Origin of the sequence: Halomonas sp. A3H3 (assembly GCF_000982975.1) — a bacterium.
Taxonomy (GTDB): Bacteria; Pseudomonadota; Gammaproteobacteria; order Pseudomonadales; family Halomonadaceae; genus Vreelandella; species Vreelandella titanicae.
Map to the genome: position 1 here is coordinate 1,064,212 of NZ_HG423343.1, position 20,603 is coordinate 1,084,814.

The window sequence follows — 20,603 nt, forward strand, 5'->3', positions numbered from 1 at the left end:
AATAAGCGTATGGCTTGGGTACACTAATCAAACTATTTTCAGTCCCTTTTCAAAATCAAAAGCAACGGGGCATTATCCCGAATCCCTCGATGCTTGTCTTGTTGGAGACGTCATGGAATTTTCCGTTCAGACCGCGAACCCAGCCAAAGCTGAAACACCCTGCCTTTTGGTGCCGGTTTATAAAGGTGGTGACTTCCTGCCCACCGTTGCCAAACTGGACGACGCCAGCGAGCGCCTGATTGGCCAATTGCTCGAACGCGGCGACTTTGACGCAGCACTGGGCAACGTGCAACTGGTACCCTTTGCGCCAGGCCTGGGGGCCGAACGCATTTTGCTGGTGGGCTTGGGAGAGCGCGAAAAATGCCAGGAAGCGGCCTTCATCAAGGCGCTGGATGCGGCCATGACAGCGCTAGTGAAACTGCCTATCGACGAAGCCAGCGTAGTATTTGGCGATGTTCCGTTGACTGACCGCGATGCGGCCTGGAAAGCGCGCAAGGTAATGGAAGCTGCGGAGCGGGCTATCTATCGCTTTGATCAGTTCAAATCCTCGCCCGCGCCAGCCCCCAGCCTTGCCAAGCTGACGTTAATTATCACCGATGCCGACTCTGTCCCGCAGGTTAAGCAGGGTGCGTTAGTGGGCAACGCTATTGGCCAAGGCATCAACTACACCCGCACGCTGGGCAACCTGCCCGGCAACGCCTGTACGCCCAGCTATTTAGCCGAGCAGGCAGAGCAGTTGGGTCGCGACTCACAAGGCGCGCTCGAGGTCGATATTCTCGATGAAGAAGCGCTGGAAGCCCTGGGTGCAGGCTCGCTACTATCCGTAGGCCGCGGCAGCAAAGAGCCGACACGCCTGATCGTTATGAAGTACCAGGGCGCCGAAGAAAGCGAAGAAGCACCCCATGTATTGGTAGGCAAAGGCATTACTTTTGATACCGGCGGTATTTCGCTCAAGCCCGGCGAAAGCATGGACGAAATGAAGTTCGATATGTGCGGCGCCGCCTGCGTGTTCGGCACCGTCAAAGCGGTATTGGCGATTAAACCCAAGCTCAACCTGGTATTTATTGTTGCCGCCGCGGAAAACATGCCAGATGGCAATGCCACCAAGCCCGGCGACATCATCAAAACCCTCAAAGGTTTGACCGTCGAAGTGCTTAACACCGACGCGGAAGGCCGCCTGGTGCTGTGCGATGCACTCACCTACGCCGAGCGCTTTACTCCCGCCAGTGTAGTGGATATCGCCACTCTCACCGGCGCCGTGATTATTGGCCTGGGCCACCACGCCACCGGCCTGCTCTCCAACGACGATGACTTGGCACTGGATCTGCTGGATGCGGGCGAAGCCGCCTGGGATCGCGCCTGGCACTTGCCGCTGTGGGATGAGTATCAAGAGCAGCTCGAGTCCAACTTTGCCGACCTGGCCAATATTGGTGGCCGCCCCGCGGGCACGATTACCGCTGCGTGCTTCTTGTCACGCTTTGCCGACCACTTCCCCTGGGCGCACCTGGATATCGCCGGCACCGCCTGGCACTCTGGCAAGCAGAAAGGCGCCACCGGTCGGCCCGTTGGGCTGTTAACTCAGTACCTGCTTGACCGTGAAGCAGACGCCCAAGTAGAAAATAGCGACGTCTAACAACACAATCAGGCAATCAACGGTTGCCTTTATTTGACGCAACCGTTACACCTAAACCCATTAGCGTGTGCCTTATCTCAAGGCACACGCTACGCCCACTTTAACGCTTATATTACGACGCCTATATTTGCCCTTCAGGGCTTGGATCAAGTAGAGAGAACATGCCGTGCCCACTAACTTTGAGATTTTGCCATCCAACCAGCCGATAGCCGATGAGATCCGTGACAGCATTCTCAAAAACCCCGGCTTTGGCAAACACTTTACCGATCACATGGCCCATGTGCGCTGGACCGTCGACGCCGACTGGCACGGCCACCAAGTGCGCCCTTACGGCCCGCTAACCCTCGACCCGGCTGCTTCTGTACTGCATTACGGTCAGGAGATTTTTGAGGGCATCAAAGCTTATCGCCACGCCGACGGCTCTATCTGGACATTCCGCCCAGAGAAAAACGCCGAGCGCTTCCGCCGCAGTGCCCGTCGTTTAGCGCTGCCGGAGCTGTCCGATGAAGACTTTATCGGCTCGCTGAAAGCGCTATTAGCGCAAGATCACGCCTGGGTGCCCACGCCTGCCAGCGCATCTGACGAGTGCAGCCTCTACCTGCGTCCGTTTATGATCGCCTCGGAAGCCTTCTTGGGCGTACGCCCCGCCCACGAGGTCGACTACTACGTCATCGCCTCCCCCGCGGCGGCGTACTTTAAAGGCGGCGTTGCGCCGGTGTCGATCTGGCTCTCCTCGAACTACAAGCGCGCTGCCGCAGGCGGTACTGGCTTTGCCAAGTGCGGCGGTAACTACGCCGCCTCATTAGCCGCGCAGAAAGAGGCCGAAGCCCACCAGTGTGGCCAGGTCGCATTTCTTGATGCTGCTGAAAACAAGTGGGTGGAAGAGTTGGGCGGCATGAACCTGTTCTTTGTCTTCAAAGATGGCCGTTTGGTGACGCCGCGCCTGACCGACACCATTTTGGAAGGCGTCACGCGCAACTCGGTGCTCACGCTGGCCAAAGATGAAGGCCTAACGCCGGAAGAGCGCGCTATCAGCATTGACGAGTGGCGTGAAGGCGCGGCGTCTGGCGAGATCACCGAGGTATTTGCCTGCGGTACCGCCGCGGTCATCACCCCGGTGGGCGAGCTGGTCACCGAGAACGAGCGTATCAAGCTAGCTGCCGGTGGCAATAATGAGATTGCCATGCGCATTCGTACCAAGCTGCTCGACCTGCAGTATGGCCGCAGCGAAGATAAGTACGGCTGGCTAACCCAGCTGGTTTAAGCGGTTTTAAAACCAGCGCTTATCCTTTCAGCACCGCCGCATTCTTGCGGCGGTGCTGTTTGCAATCGACGTATCTGAAATCGTTTTACCTGGAACCGCTATGGCGCGCATTGATTTCTACATTCTGCCCGATACCACCTTGGAGGCGCGCTTGCAGTTCGCCTGCAAACTGGCCGAGACCATCTGGCGCAAAGGCTACCGCCTGCATCTCCACTGTGAAGACAAAGCCCTCGCCGAGCAGGCCGATAACGCGCTATGGAATTTCCGCCCGGACGCCTATTTACCCCATGCTCTAGAAGATAGCGAGATGGCTGCCAGCGTGCCGATTACGCTAGGTTGGCAGCAGTTGCCGGTGCCCACGGAAGAAACCGCGCTGCTTAATCTACACCCGGAAATACCCGAAGGCGTAGAGCGCTACGCGCGAATTGCCGAGATTATTAATCAGCACCAACAGGTGCTGGTCGCCAAACGCGCCTGCTGGCAGCGCTATAAAGAGATGGGCCATGAGGTCGTGCCGCATAAATTGGGGTAGGCACAATGCATCCAGCGCGAAGAGGCTTGACCAGACGCTGAAATTGACGCCTTTCTCCATCGCGAGCTGAAGCGAAGTAAGCCATGACGATAAGTGAACTTCTTGATATGGTCGCACGCGGCGAAGACAGCCGCCACCAGTTCAAACGCGATGCCACCAACGCGGATGGCCTTGCCGCTGAGATGGCCGCCTTTGCCAACAGTGGCGGCGGGTGGTTGTTGCTGGGCGTCAATGATGACGGCTCAATTGCAGGGCTGGATGGCGCGGCGGTACGGCGGTTGAACCAGCTACTTGGCAACGCTGCCTCCCAGCATGTACGTCCTCCCGTGCATCCGCTGACCGAGAATGTGCAGACAGATCAGGGCATTGTAATAGTGATGGAGGTGCCCGATGGGCTGGCCAAACCGTATCTTGATAATCAAGGCCGCATTTGGGTCAAGCAGGGGTCGGACAAACGGCATGTGACCTCCCGCGAAGAACTGCAGCGCATGTTCCAGCGTTCTGGGCTGGTTTACGCTGATGTAGTACCAGTAGCGGGTACTTCGGTGGAGGATATCGATGACAAGGCGTTTACTGGCTACTTCAATCGCCGCTATGGTGAGAGCAGCGAGTTCTCCGGTCTGACACGGGAGCAGTTGCTGCAGAACTTGGGCCTGGGCGATGGGCAGGAGTTGAATCTGGCGGGGCTGATGCTGTTTGGTCGCAATCCTCAGCGCTGGCGTCCGGCCTTTGAAGTGAAGGCAGTGGCCTTCCCCGGCACCGCGCTGCACGATACTCGCTACCTGGATAGCGAAGATATCAAGGGCACCCTACTGGAGCAGTTCCGTGGCGCTTTTGCCTTTATCAAGCGCAATTTGCACCATGTGCAGCACGGGCGTAGTTTCAACACCCTGGGCGAGTTGGAGATTCCCGAAACGGCGCTGGAAGAGTTGTTGGTCAATGCCTTGATTCACCGAGACTACTTCACCAGCGCTTCCGTCCGCTTGATGGTCTTTGCCGATCGTGTGGAGATTGTCAGCCCTGGCCACCTGCCGGATAGCCTGAGCGCTGAGGACATTCGCCGGGGTAAGACCATCCGCCGTAATCCTACGCTCACCGAACATGCCAGCCATATCTTACCCTATCGCGGTATGGGCAGTGGCATTCCACGAGCGCTTGAGGCATGGCCAAAGATTGACTTGCTTAATGACCCTTCAGGCAATCAATTCAGTGCAATCGCTTGGCGGCCAGAGGCGGAGTGGACGGATGATACCCCACCAGTCACCGGGGAAGTCACCGGGGAAGTCACCGGGGAAGTCACACGACTACTCGCGGTCTTGCAAGGCGAAATGAAGCGCTCAGATATACAAGCAGCGCTTGGGTTGAAGCATGAAGACCACTTTCGGGAATCCTATCTGCGTCCGGCATTAAAGGTCGGCGCTATTGAAATGACAATTCCAGACAAGCCACGCAGCAGCCGTCAGAAGTACCGTCTGACAGCAGCCGGGCAGAAATGGGTAGCCACTCAAGGAAGACAACATTGATATGGGCAAACCAACCTGAAAAGAGGGAAGACTGGTCAAGGTCAATGCCCTGAGAATTGATTGATTCGATCCGTCAAGGTGCCAGCGAAGGCGAGCTCCCCTCGGCAGCGTGAGTTCTGCTCTGAGCGTGCCGTCTGGAGCGGTGGCCGCTAACCAACTTCAGCAACGCATCCAGTCAATGCTGTTCGAACATACCAACATCTCGAAGAAGCCCGAGAAAATCATCAGCCACAAACACGTGACCCCGCACTTGGCGGGGTCATCAACGGAAGTCGGCAATCGCTGTCAGTGCGTCCCAGGCGTCTTTGCCTTAGCCCCCCTGTTGCTGCATCTGCTCCTGCATCTGTTGTTGCATTTGCTGCTGCTGTTGAGCCACGGCCTCATCCAGTTGATCGCGCTGCTCCTGAGTGAAAACGCCTTCGATCTGAGACTGTATGATAATGCTATCCGCGGTCATCTCGGCCGTTAGGTCACCAAGACGCTCTGCATCTGCCCGAATGGCGGCTTCGTCATAATCAGTCTGAACGTGCTCACTGAGTTGCTGTTGCAACTGCTGGGCTTCCTGCTCATTGGCACCAACGTCGTCTTGCATCTGGGTCAAAAGGTTGCTGAGTTCTTCCTTCTGCCCATCATTCAGATCGACCATTTCGTCAAGTTGATCAACTTGGTCATCGACACTGGGAGTGCTACCAGCCATTTGCTGGGCCATGGCGGGAACACTGAATGCCAGTGCTGCAACGGCTGGAAGGAAAAGCTTGGCTACGTGCATAAAAACTCCAATTGCGAACAAATTTGTACTTCCTGCCCGACGAATCCTGACGGGTCTTGTGATCCGACACTGCTGTTTTTAAAAAATTCGTCGTAACGGTAAATTGTTGATTACCATTAGCGGGCTCTGGCCGCGCCCTTTGCCCTCATGGAGACGTAAACGTGTTCACGCGCTACCCGCTTGTTACGATTGTCATCGCCCAGCTGTTCGGCACCTCGCTATGGTTTAGCGTTAATGGCGTTGGCTTGGCGCTTCAGGAGGCCGTCGGCCTCAGCGAAAGCGATTTGGGTCTGCTCACCATCGCCGTTCAGGCAGGGTTTATTACCGGCACGCTGCTGATCGCAACCACTGGTCTTGCCGACCGAATTCGTGCCAGCCACCTGTTTGCGATTTCTGCCGTTCTCGGCGCACTGATCAACGCCGCCTTTATCGGCGCGGCTGAGAGCGTGACGCTCGCCGCTGTTGCGCGCTTTGCGACCGGGCTTTCCCTGGCGGGGATTTATCCGCTAGGCATGAAGCTGGTGGTGAGCTGGACACCCAGCCACGCCGGCGCCGCGCTGGGTTGGCTGGTGGGCATGCTGACCCTGGGCATTGCCTCGCCGCACCTGCTGCGCGGTTTAACGCTGCATTTACCCTGGCAGTGGCCGCTGCTGCTGGCGTCACTGCTGGCGCTGGCCGCTGCGCTAATGATTTTCAAGCTGGGCGTTGGCCCCCACCTGCCAGCCACCGCCAAAAGCGGCCGCCCCTGGGCAGGCCTGGCCGCTTTCAAACAGCCCCGCTTTCGTGCCGCCGCACTGGGTTATTTCGGCCACTGCTGGGAGCTTTACGCCCTTTGGGCGCTGGTGCCGTTTCTGGTCGCCCGGGAGCTGGAGCGCTTGGGTGCTGCAAACAGCGCTCAACCGTGGCTAAGTTTTGCGGTGATCGCGTTGGGCTTACCGGGCTGCGTGCTGGCAGGCAAATGGAGCCGACAGATTGGCAGTGCCCGAGTGGCCTGCGTGGCATTGGCTACCTCCGGTGCGCTCTGTTTGGTTTATCCCCTGTTGGGCAGCGCCTCGCCCTGGCTGCTGCTGGTGCTTCTCGGCGTATGGGGCGTTAGCGTTATTGCCGACTCCGCGCAGTTCTCTGCGCTGGCCAGCGCCACGGCTCCACCCGAGCGGCTAGGAGCAGCGCTGGCGATGATGAATGCGATCGGCTTTGGGCTGACCATTCCTTCCATTGCACTGGTCACAGCGCTGTGGTTGAGCCAGTCGCTGGCTGTCATTTGGTGGCTATTGCCGGGCCCCATCCTCGGGCTAATCGCCATGCGCGGATTTTCTGCCCATAAACAGCTCTCATAAACACATCACATACGTACTGTGCACCCACAATAGAGCGTGAGTAGCCCCTGACGACCACTGCCCTTACGCGGTATACTCACGCCCATTAAATTATGCATTTATGCATTTGCGCATTTATGCGTTTATACATTTTTGCACATTTCTCGCCAGCCGTGAGCCAACTCTCCATGGAAAAGACCTACCAACCCGAACAGATCGAAACCCGCTGGTACGAGCGCTGGGAAGCCGACAACCGTTTCGCCCCCTCCGGCCAGGGCACGCCTTTTTCGATCATGATTCCACCGCCCAATGTGACCGGCAGCCTGCACATGGGCCACGCGTTCCAGGACACCATTATGGATACCCTGACGCGCTGGAAACGGATGCAGGGCAATAACACCCTGTGGCAGGTAGGCACCGACCACGCCGGTATCGCGACGCAGATGCTGGTGGAGCGCAAGATTGCGGCTGAAGAGGGCAAGACCCGACACGACCTTGGTCGCGATGCGTTTATCGACAAAGTGTGGGAGTGGAAACACGAGTCCGGCGGCCATATTACCCGCCAGCTGCGCCGCATGGGCGCTAGCGTCGACTGGTCTCGCGAACGCTTCACCATGGACGACGGCTTCTACAAGGCGGTACAAGAAGTGTTTGTGCGCCTGCACGAAGAGAAGTTGATCTATCGTGGCAAGCGCCTGGTCAACTGGGATCCGACACTGCACACCGCCATTTCTGACCTGGAAGTGGAGAACAAAGAGCAGCAGGGCAGCTTCTGGCATTTCCGCTACCCGCTGGCGGACGGCGTCAAAACCAACGATGGCAAGGATTACCTCGTAGTCGCCACCACCCGCCCGGAGACCCTGCTGGGCGATACCGGTGTGGCGGTGAATCCAGACGATGAGCGCTACGCCTCTCTGGTCGGCAAGTTCATTGAGCTACCGCTGGTCGGTCGCCGTATTCCGGTGGTTGCTGACGAGCACGCCGATATGGAGAAAGGTTCGGGCTGCGTCAAGATCACCCCCGCCCACGACTTCAACGACTACGAAGTCGGCAAGCGCCAGAACCACCTGCTGATAAACGTCTTCTCCAAAGACGCGGCGATCCTTGAACAGGCCGAGATCTTCGACCTGAAAGGACAGCCCCAGCCCGATGTAGACGCCACTCTGCCTGCCAAGTACGCAGGTCTCGACCGCTTTGAAGCGCGCAAGCAGATCGTTGCCGACATGGACGCCCTGGGCCTGCTAGAGCAAGTCGAAGCCGTTAACAACACCCTGCCTTATGGTGACCGTTCGGGCGATGTCATTGAGCCGCTGCTCACCGACCAGTGGTTTGTAGCCGTGGAGTCCCTCGCCAAGCCCGCCATCGAAGCGGTGGAAAATGGCGATATCCAGTTCGTGCCCAAGAACTACGAGAACATGTACTTCGCCTGGATGCGCGACCTGCAGGATTGGTGTATCTCCCGCCAGCTGTGGTGGGGCCACCGCATCCCGGCCTGGTACGACGAGGAAGGCAATGTCTACGTTGCTCGTAGCGAAGCCGAAGCTCGCGAGAAGCATGAGCTCGGCCCCGACGTAACCTTGACGCAAGATGAAGACGTACTCGATACCTGGTTCAGCTCGGGCCTGTGGACGTTCGGCACCCTCGGCTGGCCGGAACAAACCCCGGAGCTGGAGACCTTCCACCCTTCCAGCGTTCTAGTGACCGGCTTTGACATCATATTCTTCTGGGTTGCCCGGATGATCATGATGACCCTGAAGTTCACCAAGCAGGTACCGTTTAAGACGGTTTACGTACACGGTTTGGTGCGCGACGGCCAAGGGCAGAAGATGTCCAAATCCAAGGGCAACGTACTCGACCCCATCGACCTGATCGACGGCATCACGCTGGATGAACTGCTCGAAAAGCGCACCGGCAATATGATGCAGCCGAAACAGGCCAAGGCGATTGCCAAAGCGACCAAGGACGAGTTCAAAGACGGTATTGAAGCCCACGGCACCGATGCGCTGCGCTTTACGTTCCTCTCCCAAGCCACCACCGGGCGTGATATCAAGTTTGATATGAGCCGCCTGGACGGCTACCGCAACTTCTGCAACAAGCTGTGGAACGCCTCGCGCTACGTGCTGATGAACGCCGAAGGCGAAGATTGCGGCACTGGTGGTGAAGAGGTTGAGCTTTCACTGGCCGACCGCTGGATTATCTCGCAGCTGCAGAAAACCGAAGCCCAGGTCACCAAGGCGATGGACGAGTACCGTTTCGACCACGCCTCCCAGGCGCTGTATGAGTTCGTCTGGAACGAGTACTGCGACTGGTACCTGGAGCTTTCCAAGCCTGTTTTGTGGGATGAAAATGCCACGGCAGAAGCCAAGCGCGGTACCCGCCGCACGCTGGTACGCGTACTCGAAGCGATTCTGCGCCTTGCTCACCCGATGATGCCTTATATTACCGAAGAGATCTGGCAGCGCGTGTCGCCGCTGGCAGGTGTGTATATGGGTGACGATGCGTCGATCATGCTGCAAGCCTGGCCAGAAGCCGACGAAAGCAAAATCGACGACCAGGCCAGCCTGGATATCGAGTGGTTGAAAGGCGTCATCATCGCCGTGCGTAACATCCGCGCCGAAATGAACATCGCCCCCGGCAAACCGCTTGACGTGCTGCTCACCAAAGGCAAGCCCGAAGACGCCGAGCGCCTGGAGAGCAACCGTCGCTTCCTTTCCAAACTCGCCAAGCTGGAAAGCGTTACCTGGCTTGAAAACCCAGACGATGCCCCGCTCTCAGCCACGCAATTGGTGGGCGATATGGAAGTGCTGGTACCGATGGCGGATCTGATCGACAAAGACGCCGAAATCGCCCGCTTAAGCAAAGAGATTGAGAAGCAGGACAAGCTGATCGGCGGCATCGAGAAGAAGCTTAGCAACGACGGCTTTATCGCCAAAGCCCCGGTAGCGGTGGTGGATAAAGAGCGCGGCAAGCTGGCCGAATTCCAAGCCACCAAGCAGTTGCTGGAAGAACAGCGCGCTAAAATCTCAGCGCTGTAAGTCCTCCCCCGGCGCCAGGCAGCTCTGACGGCATGGCGCCGGCGCGCCGCTTGCCCGCTGATCGGATAGCGCCTATAACGGGTAAATGGACTCCCCCAGCACAGACAGCGTTTCGCCCCGACACCCCCTGGCAGTCTTGCGTTTCCTTGGCTTGGTACTCTTGGGCAGTGTCGTCGGCGGAGTGGCGGCTCTTGTAGCCGTTGGCTTCGTCAATGCGGTGGTATGGCTCAACGACCTGCTGTTGATCTCCCCCCGAGGCCAGATGATGGCTGCAGACACCTCTCTGGTGATACTGGCTACCCTGCTGGTGCCAACCCTTGGGGGGCTGCTCGTTAGTCAACTGCACCGCGGCCTGCCTGGGGGCCGCTCCCATACCCCTGCCGACGCCATCGCTGCCGTCCAGACCCGCCGAGGTCGCCTACCCGCCCAGGCTGGTGCTCTCTCAGCGTTAAGCGGTTTGGTGTCGTTAGGCGCAGGCGCCTCGGTGGGTCAGTACGGCCCCCTGGTACATCTCGGCGCGACTCTCGGCTCCCTAATCACACGCTTGCTGCGCCTGGGGCGCTCAGAGGACAATATCACTATCGCTTGCGGGGTAGCGGCAGCCATCGCTGCGGCCTTTAATGCACCACTGGCGGGCATTGTCTTCGCCCACGAAGTCGTGCTACGCCACTATGCCCTGCGCGCCTTCGCGCCAGTGGCTGCCGCCGCCATCGTCGGCTATGTGCTGGCCACTCAGTTGCTTGCTCAGGGGACGCTGTTCCATATCACTGAGCCTGGCGTGCCTCAACCTTGGGAATTCGCCCTTTTCCTAGCCTTGGGTGGCCTAGGCGCCTTGGTGGCTGGAGGCTATATGCATGCCATTCTTGCCATGGGCCAGCTGGCCAAGCGGCTACCGCTGCCCACCAGCCTTCATCCCGCACTAGCCGGGGCTTTGCTCGGCCTAACGGCTCTTTGGGTACCCGATATTCTCGGCATGGGCCAAGAAACCCTGCGCTTCGCCACCTTGCCCGGGGCCTATAGCGGCGGCGAGCTGCTGATGGTACTGCTACTAAAGCTGGCCGCGACCGCTTTGTGCCTGGGGCTGGGTTTCGCTGGTGGTGTCTTCAGCCCAGCGCTGGTGATCGGCACCCTCTTCGGTGCCCTAGCCGGCACCCTGGTAGCGGAGCTGGGCGGTGGCCAGGAGACGTTTATCTTCTATGCGGTGTGCGGCATGGTCGCGGTCACCGCACCGGTTCTCGGCGCGCCTCTTACCACCCTGCTGATCGTCTTCGAACTTACCGGCAGTTATGCGTTGACCACCGCCGCCCTGGCCAGCGTCACGCTAGCCAATCCTCTGGCCGCCCAACTGTTCGGCCGCTCGCTATTCGATATTCAATTAGCCCGCCGTGGTTTGGATCTCTCCGCTGGCCGCAGCCGCGCCGTGCTCCAGGAGGCGCGGTTGACCGAGTTGATTAGTCATGATGCCGTCACCCTGGCCCCCGCGACCCCACTGAAAGCGGCCATCTCGCGCCTTAGTCAAGCGGGCCATGGCGAAGCTTATCTGGTGGACGGCCGAGGGCGCTACCAAGGCTGCGTGACCCTGGCGAGCCTGGAGACCTTCCGCGAAGGCAGCGAGGCCATCGCCGTCGTGGATGACGAACGGCGCTTCTTGGGGGTGGCCTATGAGTCGAGCATTGCTCGAGCCTTCTTGCATCACAGCGACGCCCTACGACGGGAGGAACACGGTGCTGGCTAGACGATTGATCCCAGGACTTCTGGCCGGGCTGCTCGTCCTGGCAACCCCCATCAGGGCGAAAGTGCCCGACACTGCCGACTCTCTGACAGTATTGAGCTGGGGCGGTGCCTACGAGCACGCCCAGCGCAGTGCCCTCTTCACACCCTTCACCGAGGCCCATGATGTACCGGTGGCAGTGGACAGCTATAACGGCGGCCTGACGGAACTGCGCCAGGCCGTGGCGGAGAACGATGTCCCCTGGGACGTACTCGATATGACCCGCAGCGAGGCCATGGCAGCCTGCGAAGAGGGCCTACTGGAGCCACTCCCCCCCGAGCTAGCCGCCCCAGCGCCGGACGGCACTCCGGCATCCCAAGATTTCCTTCCTGGCGCCCTGGGTCGCTGTTTTATCAGCCATTCGATCTTTGCCACCGTCGTGGCCTATCGCCGTGATGCTTTCCCCGGGGAGCGCCCCACTCGCATCGCCGATCTCTTCGATCAACAGCGTTTCCCTGGCCCCCGGGCCTTACAGCGCACCCCCGCGGCTAATCTGGAGTGGGCGCTACTCTCCTACCGGGTCCCCCGGGAAGAACTCTACCGCCTGCTCAGTACCCGCCGTGGCCTGGACCTGGCCTTCGCCCGGCTGCAAGGCATCGACAAACTCCACTGGTGGGAGGCCGGTGAAACCCCGGTGCGCCTGCTGGAGGAGGGCCAGGTGGTCATGGCTTCCGGCTACAATGGCCGCTTCTTCGCCGCCATGGTGGAGCGCGACCTGCCCATCGAGATCCTCTGGGACGGCCAGCTCCAGGAACATGAGACCTGGGCGATCCCCCGCGGTGCCCCGAACCCCGAGGCGGCCCAAACATTTATCCGCTTCGCCACCACCAGCGAGCGCCAAGTGGAGTTGGCCCGGCATATCCCCTATGGCCCAACGCGACGCTCTGCTGCTATGCAGGTTACCACCCACCGCGACAGTGGCCTGGACATGCGCCTGCATATTCCCACCCACCCCATCAACGCCCAGGGTGCGGTGACCAAGGACGAGACTTGGTATGCCCGTACCCAGGAACGCATTGAGGCCCTCTTTCGCGAGACCCTATTTCGTGAAGCCCTGACGACACAAGAATGAATGCGCAGTGCGGTTTCAAAAAATGGGCGGTTACAGTTAACGTGGCAATGCTGATAACCGTACTACGACATTGGGAACGAGGTGATCGCACTCCCCATGGCCCAGCGCTGGCATTACTGCATAGCGTTGCCAAGAAACCAAAGGCTGTACTGAGAGCATTGGGCTAACAGAAATGCTCTTTTAAATTAAATTCGATATTTTTGAATTTGAAGCTGTCGGCTACTATGTCGGTTCACTCAGACTGAGTGTTATTGCGTATTACCCAACCGTTTAACCATTGGCTGCACCATAAGCGCGGAACCAACCCTCAGCGCTTCAAGCGGCCCCGTTGGAAGATATCCAGACGAGGTATAAAAACCAACTGCAGCTTCGTTGCTTGTTGTTACTGCGAGCTTTATACACTCACACCCTTTATTTACAGCCCAGGTACTAATTTCACCTAGAAGCGACTTGGCGATCCCCTTCCCTCGCAGCGCAGGTGAAACCCACATTTGGTAGATATGCGCCATTTTCGTATCGGGCTCATGTATTACCCCCCAGGCTAGGCCAACCGCTTGGCCCTCCAACTCAGCAATTAAGGGCAGAGCGTCCAGGCCTCGCCATTTCAGATCCAAGCGTGTCTGCCATTCAGTGTCTGAGAGCGTTACTTCCTGCTCGTAAGTTGAGCCAAAAGAGTCAGGCGCATCCTCAAGAGAGTTCAACCGCGCCAACTTATAAAGCTGCCAATCTTGCGGGGTTAATACTCTGCTCTTTACGTCACTCATGATCGAGATCTTCCTGCATGATGATGAGGGCCCCTGAGGTGCTAAATATCTTGTGCGTAACGCGCAAGCATCTCTTCCTGTGACTCGGGGGAGCCGCTACGACCTATTTGCTCGTGAATCATCTGCCCCATCGTCGGCAATACGGAACGCTCGCGACGGCTCTCATCTGCCCATAGTTTGGAGCGCATAAAGGCTTTAGCGCAGTGAAGGTAAGCCTCCTCAACCGTCACCTCAATAACCACTTTTGGTGCTCGCTTCTCTGATGCAAAAAGCTGCAGCTTTTCTTCATCCACCGAGACATGCGCCGCGCCATTTATGCGTAGCGTCTCATCGATCCCTGGGATTAAAAACAGCAATCCAGCCTGACCGCTCTCGACAATATTTTTAAGTGAATCCAATCGGTTATTACCTGGAGAATCTTGAATTACCAAAGTAAGGTCATCAACCACCTTGATAAAACCTGGCTCTCCTCCACGTGGCGACGCATCAAAGCCCGACGCGTTTCCAGTGGCGATGACCACAAAGGGAGAAAGCTCGATAAATCGCTGACAGTGCCGGTCAAGTCGCGATAGCTGCTTCTTCAGCGCTCTCTCCTTTGGCTCAGGATATAGCTGGTATAGCTCTTCGGTGGTGCGAATCATAATTCCCCCGATACAAAAACTGCCGTCTCAATAATAATGAACCAGGCACCCGCTATTGCTCGCGCGTAAATGGCGATGGCTGTTAACGGTAAGCAATCCCGACAACGCCAGCTCTAATCCCACAAAATCTACTTAACCACAACGCTAGCAGAAAATACTCCGAAGATAATTAACTTATTAGTTATGACTCATAATATCTATGCAGCGCTAGCGCATGACATATTGGTCCCCTTACCACTCACTTTAACCACATTTTCTTACGAAACGTGTAAGGTTGGTACAAGAACGGCCACTAAGTGGCATCGCTGATTCAGCAACGACACGGACTGCTCTATGCCGACACCAACCGAAGCGCGTTTACAGGCTCTGGCAAGCGAATTAAAGCGGGCCGGGATTGCATACCATGAGCTTACGCCGATGGCGGATACCGGGCTGGCCCATGATCATGTGTGGATCCATCGCAGCGTGGGCGATGACTGGGTGGCGCGACTGCCGAAGCAGAGTCAGATGAATCTGCCACCTGAAGAGAACCTTGCCTATCAGACTGCCTGCTACCAGCGCTCTAGTCCTGGCGGACACACGCCAGCACTTTACGGCACTCTGCCGCCGAGCGAGGCACTGCCCCGGGGTGGGTTACTGGTTGAAGCTATCCGTGGCCGCTTGGCCAAGTTGCCGGAAGACCTGCCTGCCATCGCGGATGCTCTAGCCAGCTTGCATAGCCAACCGCTGCCCAGTGTCGCAGAGCAGGCACCACTGCTTGCCCCCGAAGACCCATGGCAAGCGATGATAGATGAAGTGCGTCAGCAGGCTAACTGGTTGAGCGACGCGCAACTTTCGAGCAAGGTCACCCAGCGCATTAAGCAGGAGCTGGACTTACTGCCACCTCACTTAAGCGATGCCGCGCCGACACTGATTAGCTTTGACACCCACCCTGGCAACTTCTTAATCCACGACGATGGCCGCGCGGTGTTGGTGGATTTAGAGAAGTGCCGCTACGGCCTGCCGGGTATCGACCTCGCCCACACCAGCCTCTACACCTCGACCACCTGGGACGTAAGCAGCCAAGCGGTGCTATCGCTAAGTGACGTGATTAGCTTTTATCGCCGCTGGCAAGCCACCATGGGTGAAACGCCGGACATCGACACCCTCATTGCCTGTCGCCGCGCTACCTGGCTCTGGTCGTTAACCTGGTGTGCCAAGTGGCGCGCCCAGCACTTAAACGCCGTAGATGCCCAGCAGCGCGGGGAAGACTGGTCCGCTGAACTCACGGATCCCGCCGTGATCGACCACGTGCGCGACCGCGTTGAGCACTACTTATCGTTAAACATTATTGATCACGTGCACAGCGAGCTACAGTGTTTGCAGGTTTCCCTATAACATCTAATTTTACTAATATTTCTTAGCTGTGCTTACGCTTCTAACAAAAGGGATATTCGATGCCTACTCGCCACCCTCTTCGCCTCGCTATTGTCACCACGATGCTTGCCTTCACGGTTCCGGCATCAGCCAACCCCGACCCTAGTGATTGGCAAAGTGTCGTGGCACAGGCCGAAGGCCAAACCGTTTACTGGAATGCCTGGGGCGGTGATACGCGCACCAATCGCTACATCGACTGGGTGGCGGAGCAAATGCAGGCACAGTACGGCGTCGATGTGGAACACGTAAAGCTGGACGATACCGGCAGCGCGGTAGCTCGGGTACTGGCAGAAAAGCAGGCGGGCAACCACACCGAGGGCAGTATCGACCTGATTTGGATCAACGGCGAGAACTTCGCTGCGATGCGCGAAAGCGACCTGCTGTTTGGCCCCTTCGCTGAGTCGCTGCCCCATTTTGCGCTCACCAATGCCGCCGATAACCCTGAGGTGGTGACCGACTTCACGTTACCTACAGAAGGCTATGAATCGCCCTGGGGTAAAGCGCAGATCACCTTTTTTTACGATAGCGCTCAAACCGAGACACCACCCCAGAATATGCAGGCACTACTCGCCTGGGCCAAAGCCAATCCCGGCCAGTTCAGCTATCCGCGTATTCCCGACTTCACCGGCAGCACCTTTTTAAAGCAGGCGCTGATCGAGCTCACCGGTCAGGAGGAGGCGCTTTACCAGCCAGTTTCAGAAAGCGACTTTGAGGCTGTCACCAAACCTCTGTGGGCCTATTTAGATGCGCTGCACCCGCACCTGTGGCGCAGTGGTCGTACCTTTCCCGACTCCGGCCCCAACCTGCGCACGTTGATGAGCGACGGCGAGCTAAGTTTGGCTTTTTCGTTCTACCCCACCGATGCCGCCGTGGCAGTCATGGAGTATGAGCTGCCCGAAAGCGTGCGCAGCTACGTGCTGGAAGGCGGCACTTTGGGTAACGTTCACTTTGTGGCGATCCCCTATAACTCGCCGCATAAAGCCGGGGCCATGGTGCTCGCCAATTTCCTGCTTTCACCGGAAGCTCAGGCGCAAAAGCAGTCGCTAGCGATGTGGGGAGACCGCAGCGTACTGGATATCGATCAGCTAGACGCCGAGAATCAGGCGCTGTTCGAGCAGGGTGATCGCCATCCTTCCGAGCTACCGGCGGACGCGCTGTCCAACACCCTACCCGAACCACACCCCAGTTGGATGACCGCCCTGCAAAATGCCTGGCTTGAGCGTTACGGCGTTAACTAACGATGCTGCGACTGGCCCCAGCACTCATCATTGCCCTGCTAGTACTCCCCGTTGGGGCGGGTCTGATGATGGTGCTGCTGCCTGCGTTTGGCTACTTACCAACGCTAGGCGGCCATGGCGCTAGTTTAGCCCCCTGGCAAATGCTGTTCGACCAGCCGGGGCTAGGACGTTCAGTGATGGTTAGCTTTGCCAGCGGGTTAGTCAGCACAGCCGTAGCGCTGGTAATTGTGGTGCTGTTTTTGGCCGCCAGTCGGGGCACTTGGTTAGATCGCGGCATACGACGGTTGGTATCACCGCTGCTCGCCATCCCTCACGCCGCTATCGCCTTTGGGTTTGCCTTTTTGATTGCCCCTTCGGGTTTGGTGGCGCGGCTGATATCGCCGTCGCTAACAGGATGGGAGCGCCCCCTGGACATGCTGATCATCAACGATCCCTGGGGATTCTCCCTAATGGCGGGGTTGGTACTAAAAGAAGTACCGTTTTTGCTGCTGATGAGCCTGGCGGCACTGCCGCAGTTAGCGCCGGAGAAGCGCTTGATGCTGGCAAGATCGCTAGGTTACTCGCCTACCATCGGCTGGTTAAAAACGGTGCTTCCCTCGCTCTACCCACTGATTCGCCTGCCGGTTTATGCAGTGATCGCCTATGCCACTTCGGTTGTCGATATGGCACTGATTCTTGGCCCGAAGCTGCCCCCCACGCTGAGCGTATCTATCTTGGGTTGGTTCAACGACCCGGATATCAGCCAGCGTTTTATGGCCTCGGCGGCGGCGGTACTGCAACTGGGCGTCACTGTCGCTGCACTGCTGTGTTGGTGGTTGTTAGAACAGCTGATCCGCAGCCTGACGCGGTACTGGCTGATCAATGGCAGCCGCCAGCGTGGCGAAATCATCCTGCGCCTCGTTGGCCGCTCGGCATTACTGTTTTCGAGTATCACAGCGCTGGCAGCCTTGGTTGGGTTGGGGCTATTTTCACTGGCCGGTTTTTGGCGCTTTCCAGAAGTGTTGCCACAGATGCTAACGCTGGATCACTGGCAACGCAGCGGCCCTATGCTGGCTACACCGCTCATTAATACGGCATTGATTGGACTTGTTTCTACCGCCTTGGCTACGGCGCTAGTGCTAGCAACGCTGGAAAATGAACACCGTCAGCACATTCAACCCAAGCGCGCGTTATGGTTACTCTATTTACCCCTATTAGTGCCGCAAATTGCGTTTCTATTTGGGCTAATCGTGGCCGCTGAAAGCCTGGGCATTCGCCCTCAACTTGGCTTGGTTATCGCTGGTCACCTGCTGTTTGTACTGCCCTATGTGTACCTCTCCTTGGCTGAGACCTATCGCCGCTTGGATCCGCGTTGGCTCAAAGTAGCGCGTTCACTGGGGGTGTCACGCAGTGCCGCTTTTTGGCGGGTTCGCCTGCCGCTGTTGCTCGCGCCGCTGTTAACAGCGTTTGCCGTAGGCTTGGCAGTGAGTATTGGCCAATACTTACCCACCCAGTTACTCGGTGCGGGCCGCGTGACCACCGTGACGACCGAGGCAGTCGCGCTTGCCTCTGGCAGTAATCGACGTTTAATCGGCGTCTGGGCATTAGTGCAGGCTGGGTTACCGTTGATTGGCTTTATGCTTGCGCTAGGGCTGCCCCGTTTATTGGGTACCCACCGCCGTGATTTAGCTACTTAAGAGGGACAATGTGACAGCTTCTTTTTGCGCGCCGCTACGCCTTGAGCAAGTTAGCATCGCCCTGGCAGGCCGTGAGTTACTGGCAGTGGATGCCACGATTAGCTCCGGTGAAGTACTCACGGTAATGGGGCCTTCGGGGTCGGGAAAATCCACTTTATTGGCGTATATTGCAGGCTTCCTTGATCGCGAATTCACCGCCAGCGGCGGCGTATGGCTGGGCGAGCGCAATTTGCTCAGCCTTCCCGCCGAACAGCGCAACATCGGGCTTCTGTTTCAGGATCCGCTGCTATTTCCGCACTTAAGCGTGGGCGGCAACTTGCGCTTCGGACTGCCTCGCCATCTAAAAGACAAGCGCCAGCAGGTTACTCAGGCACTTGAACAGGTTGGGCTAGCAGGCTTTGAGTCCCGCGACCCCGCCACCCTTTCCGGCGGCCAGCAATCACGCGTGGCGTTGATGCGCCTGCTGCTCTCCAAGCCGCGAGCGGTGCTGCTGGACGAGCCGTTTTCCAAGCTGGATACGGCGCTGCGCCAGGAGATGCGCACACTGGTGTTTAGCCAATTGCACACAGCAGGCCTGCCTGCGCTCCTGGTCACCCACGACCACGAGGACGCCAATGCAGCAGGAGGGCCGGTTATTGAGCTCGGCTGACCAACCACCTCGGCTGAGCATCGTGATACCGGTGCTTAACGAGGCCACGGGAATTGAGGCGTCACTGACACCGCTACAAGCGCTGCGCGACCAGCGCATTGCGATACCCGTTGAGATCATTGTCGTGGATGGCGGGAGCAGTGATGCCAGCGCTCACATTGCCAAACCACTAGCAGATCGAGTGCTCAGCAGCCCAGCCGGACGAGCATTGCAAATGAACCTGGGCGCTCAGCATGCCACTGCGCCCGCACTGCTGTTCCTGCACGCGGATACTCACTTGCCCAAGAACGCCGTTGAGCAGATAACCCAAGCGCTTAACGGCCACGCCTGGGGGCGCTTTGATATTGAGCTTGCAGGCCGCAGCGGCTGGCTGCCCGTGGTGAGCTGGATGATGAACCAACGCTCACGGCTCACCGGCATCGCCACCGGCGACCAGGGCATGTTTATGCGTGCGAGCACTTTCAAAGCAGCCGGTGGTTTTCCCGAACAGCCACTGATGGAAGACATTGAACTGTCTAAACGACTCAAACGGGTGTCTCGGCCCGCCTGTTTGCAGGCGAAAGTGGTAAGCTCGGGCAGGCGCTGGGATGAGGTCGGCGCTTGGAAAACGATCCGCCTGATGTGGCGGCTGCGCTACCGCTACTGGCGCGGCGTTAGCGCAACCCAACTCGCCAAGGAGTATCGCGATGCCCGCTGAAACGCCCCACCTGCACCTGCTAGCCAAAGCGCCGCTGGCGGGGCAAGCTAAAACGCGCCTGTCGCCCCTACTCGGTTTGGAAGGTGCGGCCAACGCCCACGCGGAGCTGGTACGCCACTGCGTCGCAAATGCCTGCAAAGCGCTGCCTGCCGCCAATGTCACACTATGGACAGCGCTTGATCACGCCCACCCGCTGTTTATCGAGCTTCGCGAGGCATTTGGTGTGACGCTAAGCGCCCAGCCAGAGGGTGACTTAGGCGCAAGGGTTCGCCATGCCCTGAACAGTACTCCAGGGCCCGCTATGCTAATGGGCAGTGATTGCCCAAGCATCACCAGCGCGCTAATCACCACCTGCGCACAGCAGCTAGCCAGCTTTGAGGTGGTGATGTTGCCCGCCGAAGATGGCGGCTACGGCTTTGTGGGTACCCGGCAAGACTACCCTGCGTTGTTTGAAGATATCCCCTGGGGTACCCAAAGCGTGCTGACCACCACGCAGCAGCGTATTGAAGCATTAGGCCTCCAGGTCGCCTACCCCGCGACTATTTGGGACGTGGATCGCCCTGAAGACTGGCAGCGCTGGAAGGAGCTAGAGAATCTCTAATTAGCC

The 20,603-nt window shown here is 58.2% G+C and carries 17 protein-coding genes; 14 read left to right on the top strand and 3 right to left on the bottom strand.

What is annotated here, in order from left to right; translation table 11 throughout:
- Positions 1 to 112 precede the first annotated feature (112 nt).
- From HALA3H3_RS04630 to HALA3H3_RS04645, 4 genes are all read left to right on the top strand, one after another.
- Positions 113 to 1,633 carry a leucyl aminopeptidase gene (locus tag HALA3H3_RS04630; RefSeq protein WP_022520152.1) on the top strand — a complete coding sequence of 507 codons (1,521 nt, stop codon included), beginning with the start codon at positions 113 to 115 and terminating at the stop codon, positions 1,631 to 1,633.
- A 166-nt stretch (positions 1,634 to 1,799) separates the two neighbouring features.
- Positions 1,800 to 2,897 (top strand): branched-chain amino acid aminotransferase, encoded by a 1,098-nt coding sequence (locus tag HALA3H3_RS04635; RefSeq protein WP_022520154.1) that lies wholly within the window; start codon positions 1,800 to 1,802, stop codon positions 2,895 to 2,897.
- Between the two features lie 100 nt (positions 2,898 to 2,997).
- Positions 2,998 to 3,429: a DNA polymerase III subunit chi gene (locus HALA3H3_RS04640; protein WP_022520155.1), complete on the top strand. Its 432-nt coding sequence runs from the start codon at positions 2,998 to 3,000 to the stop codon at positions 3,427 to 3,429.
- 83 nt (positions 3,430 to 3,512) lie between these two features.
- Positions 3,513 to 4,952 (top strand): Fic family protein, encoded by a 1,440-nt coding sequence (locus tag HALA3H3_RS04645; RefSeq protein ID WP_022520156.1) that lies wholly within the window; start codon positions 3,513 to 3,515, stop codon positions 4,950 to 4,952.
- A 310-nt stretch (positions 4,953 to 5,262) separates the two neighbouring features.
- Here HALA3H3_RS04645 and HALA3H3_RS04650 read toward each other — a convergent pair whose 3' ends face one another.
- On the bottom strand, positions 5,263 to 5,721 hold the full coding sequence (locus tag HALA3H3_RS04650) for a Spy/CpxP family protein refolding chaperone (RefSeq protein ID WP_022520157.1): 459 nt from the start codon (positions 5,719 to 5,721) through the stop codon (positions 5,263 to 5,265).
- Between the two features lie 161 nt (positions 5,722 to 5,882).
- Here HALA3H3_RS04650 and HALA3H3_RS04655 point away from each other — a divergent pair, with 161 nt between their 5' ends.
- From HALA3H3_RS04655 to HALA3H3_RS04670, 4 genes are all read left to right on the top strand, one after another.
- The gene (locus HALA3H3_RS04655) at positions 5,883 to 7,058 is read left to right on the top strand and encodes an MFS transporter (RefSeq protein ID WP_022520158.1); all 1,176 of its coding nucleotides are present in this window, start codon (positions 5,883 to 5,885) and stop codon (positions 7,056 to 7,058) included.
- A gap of 167 nt (positions 7,059 to 7,225) precedes the next feature.
- Positions 7,226 to 10,072 carry a valine--tRNA ligase gene (locus HALA3H3_RS04660; protein WP_022520159.1) on the top strand — a complete coding sequence of 949 codons (2,847 nt, stop codon included), beginning with the start codon at positions 7,226 to 7,228 and terminating at the stop codon, positions 10,070 to 10,072.
- Positions 10,073 to 10,157: 85 nt separating this feature from the next.
- Positions 10,158 to 11,807 (top strand): chloride channel protein, encoded by a 1,650-nt coding sequence (locus HALA3H3_RS04665; RefSeq protein WP_022520160.1) that lies wholly within the window; start codon positions 10,158 to 10,160, stop codon positions 11,805 to 11,807.
- A complete protein-coding gene (locus HALA3H3_RS04670) occupies positions 11,797 to 12,915 on the top strand; it encodes an extracellular solute-binding protein (protein ID WP_022520161.1) in 1,119 nt (372 codons plus the stop codon). The genes HALA3H3_RS04665 and HALA3H3_RS04670 overlap by 11 nt, the downstream gene beginning before the upstream one ends.
- 248 nt (positions 12,916 to 13,163) lie before the next feature.
- Here HALA3H3_RS04670 and HALA3H3_RS04675 read toward each other — a convergent pair whose 3' ends face one another.
- Positions 13,164 to 13,679: a GNAT family N-acetyltransferase gene (locus HALA3H3_RS04675; protein ID WP_022520162.1), complete on the bottom strand. Its 516-nt coding sequence runs from the start codon at positions 13,677 to 13,679 to the stop codon at positions 13,164 to 13,166.
- Between the two features lie 41 nt (positions 13,680 to 13,720).
- Positions 13,721 to 14,320, bottom strand: a complete 600-nt coding sequence (locus tag HALA3H3_RS04680; protein WP_022520163.1) for a pyridoxamine 5'-phosphate oxidase family protein — start codon at positions 14,318 to 14,320, stop codon at positions 13,721 to 13,723.
- Positions 14,321 to 14,653: 333 nt separating this feature from the next.
- On the opposite strand from HALA3H3_RS04680, the gene HALA3H3_RS04685 reads away from it, so the two are divergent.
- From HALA3H3_RS04685 to HALA3H3_RS04710, 6 genes are read left to right on the top strand one after another with little or no spacing between them, the layout of a single operon-like run.
- Complete coding sequence (locus HALA3H3_RS04685) at positions 14,654 to 15,697, top strand: aminoglycoside phosphotransferase family protein (protein ID WP_009288508.1); 1,044 nt, start codon at positions 14,654 to 14,656, stop codon at positions 15,695 to 15,697.
- Positions 15,698 to 15,756: 59 nt separating this feature from the next.
- Complete coding sequence (locus HALA3H3_RS04690) at positions 15,757 to 16,974, top strand: ABC transporter substrate-binding protein (RefSeq protein ID WP_022520164.1); 1,218 nt, start codon at positions 15,757 to 15,759, stop codon at positions 16,972 to 16,974.
- A gap of 2 nt (positions 16,975 to 16,976) precedes the next feature.
- Positions 16,977 to 18,650, top strand: a complete 1,674-nt coding sequence (locus HALA3H3_RS04695; protein WP_022520165.1) for an ABC transporter permease — start codon at positions 16,977 to 16,979, stop codon at positions 18,648 to 18,650.
- Between the two features lie 10 nt (positions 18,651 to 18,660).
- Positions 18,661 to 19,299, top strand: coding sequence for an ATP-binding cassette domain-containing protein (locus HALA3H3_RS04700; protein ID WP_022520166.1), 639 nt, complete (start codon positions 18,661 to 18,663; stop codon positions 19,297 to 19,299).
- Positions 19,265 to 19,996 carry a TIGR04283 family arsenosugar biosynthesis glycosyltransferase gene (locus tag HALA3H3_RS04705; protein WP_022520167.1) on the top strand — a complete coding sequence of 244 codons (732 nt, stop codon included), beginning with the start codon at positions 19,265 to 19,267 and terminating at the stop codon, positions 19,994 to 19,996. Before HALA3H3_RS04700 ends, HALA3H3_RS04705 begins: the two co-directional genes overlap by 35 nt.
- Positions 19,986 to 20,597, top strand: coding sequence for a TIGR04282 family arsenosugar biosynthesis glycosyltransferase (locus HALA3H3_RS04710; protein WP_022520168.1), 612 nt, complete (start codon positions 19,986 to 19,988; stop codon positions 20,595 to 20,597). Before HALA3H3_RS04705 ends, HALA3H3_RS04710 begins: the two co-directional genes overlap by 11 nt.
- The last annotated feature ends 6 nt before the right edge of the window (positions 20,598 to 20,603 follow it).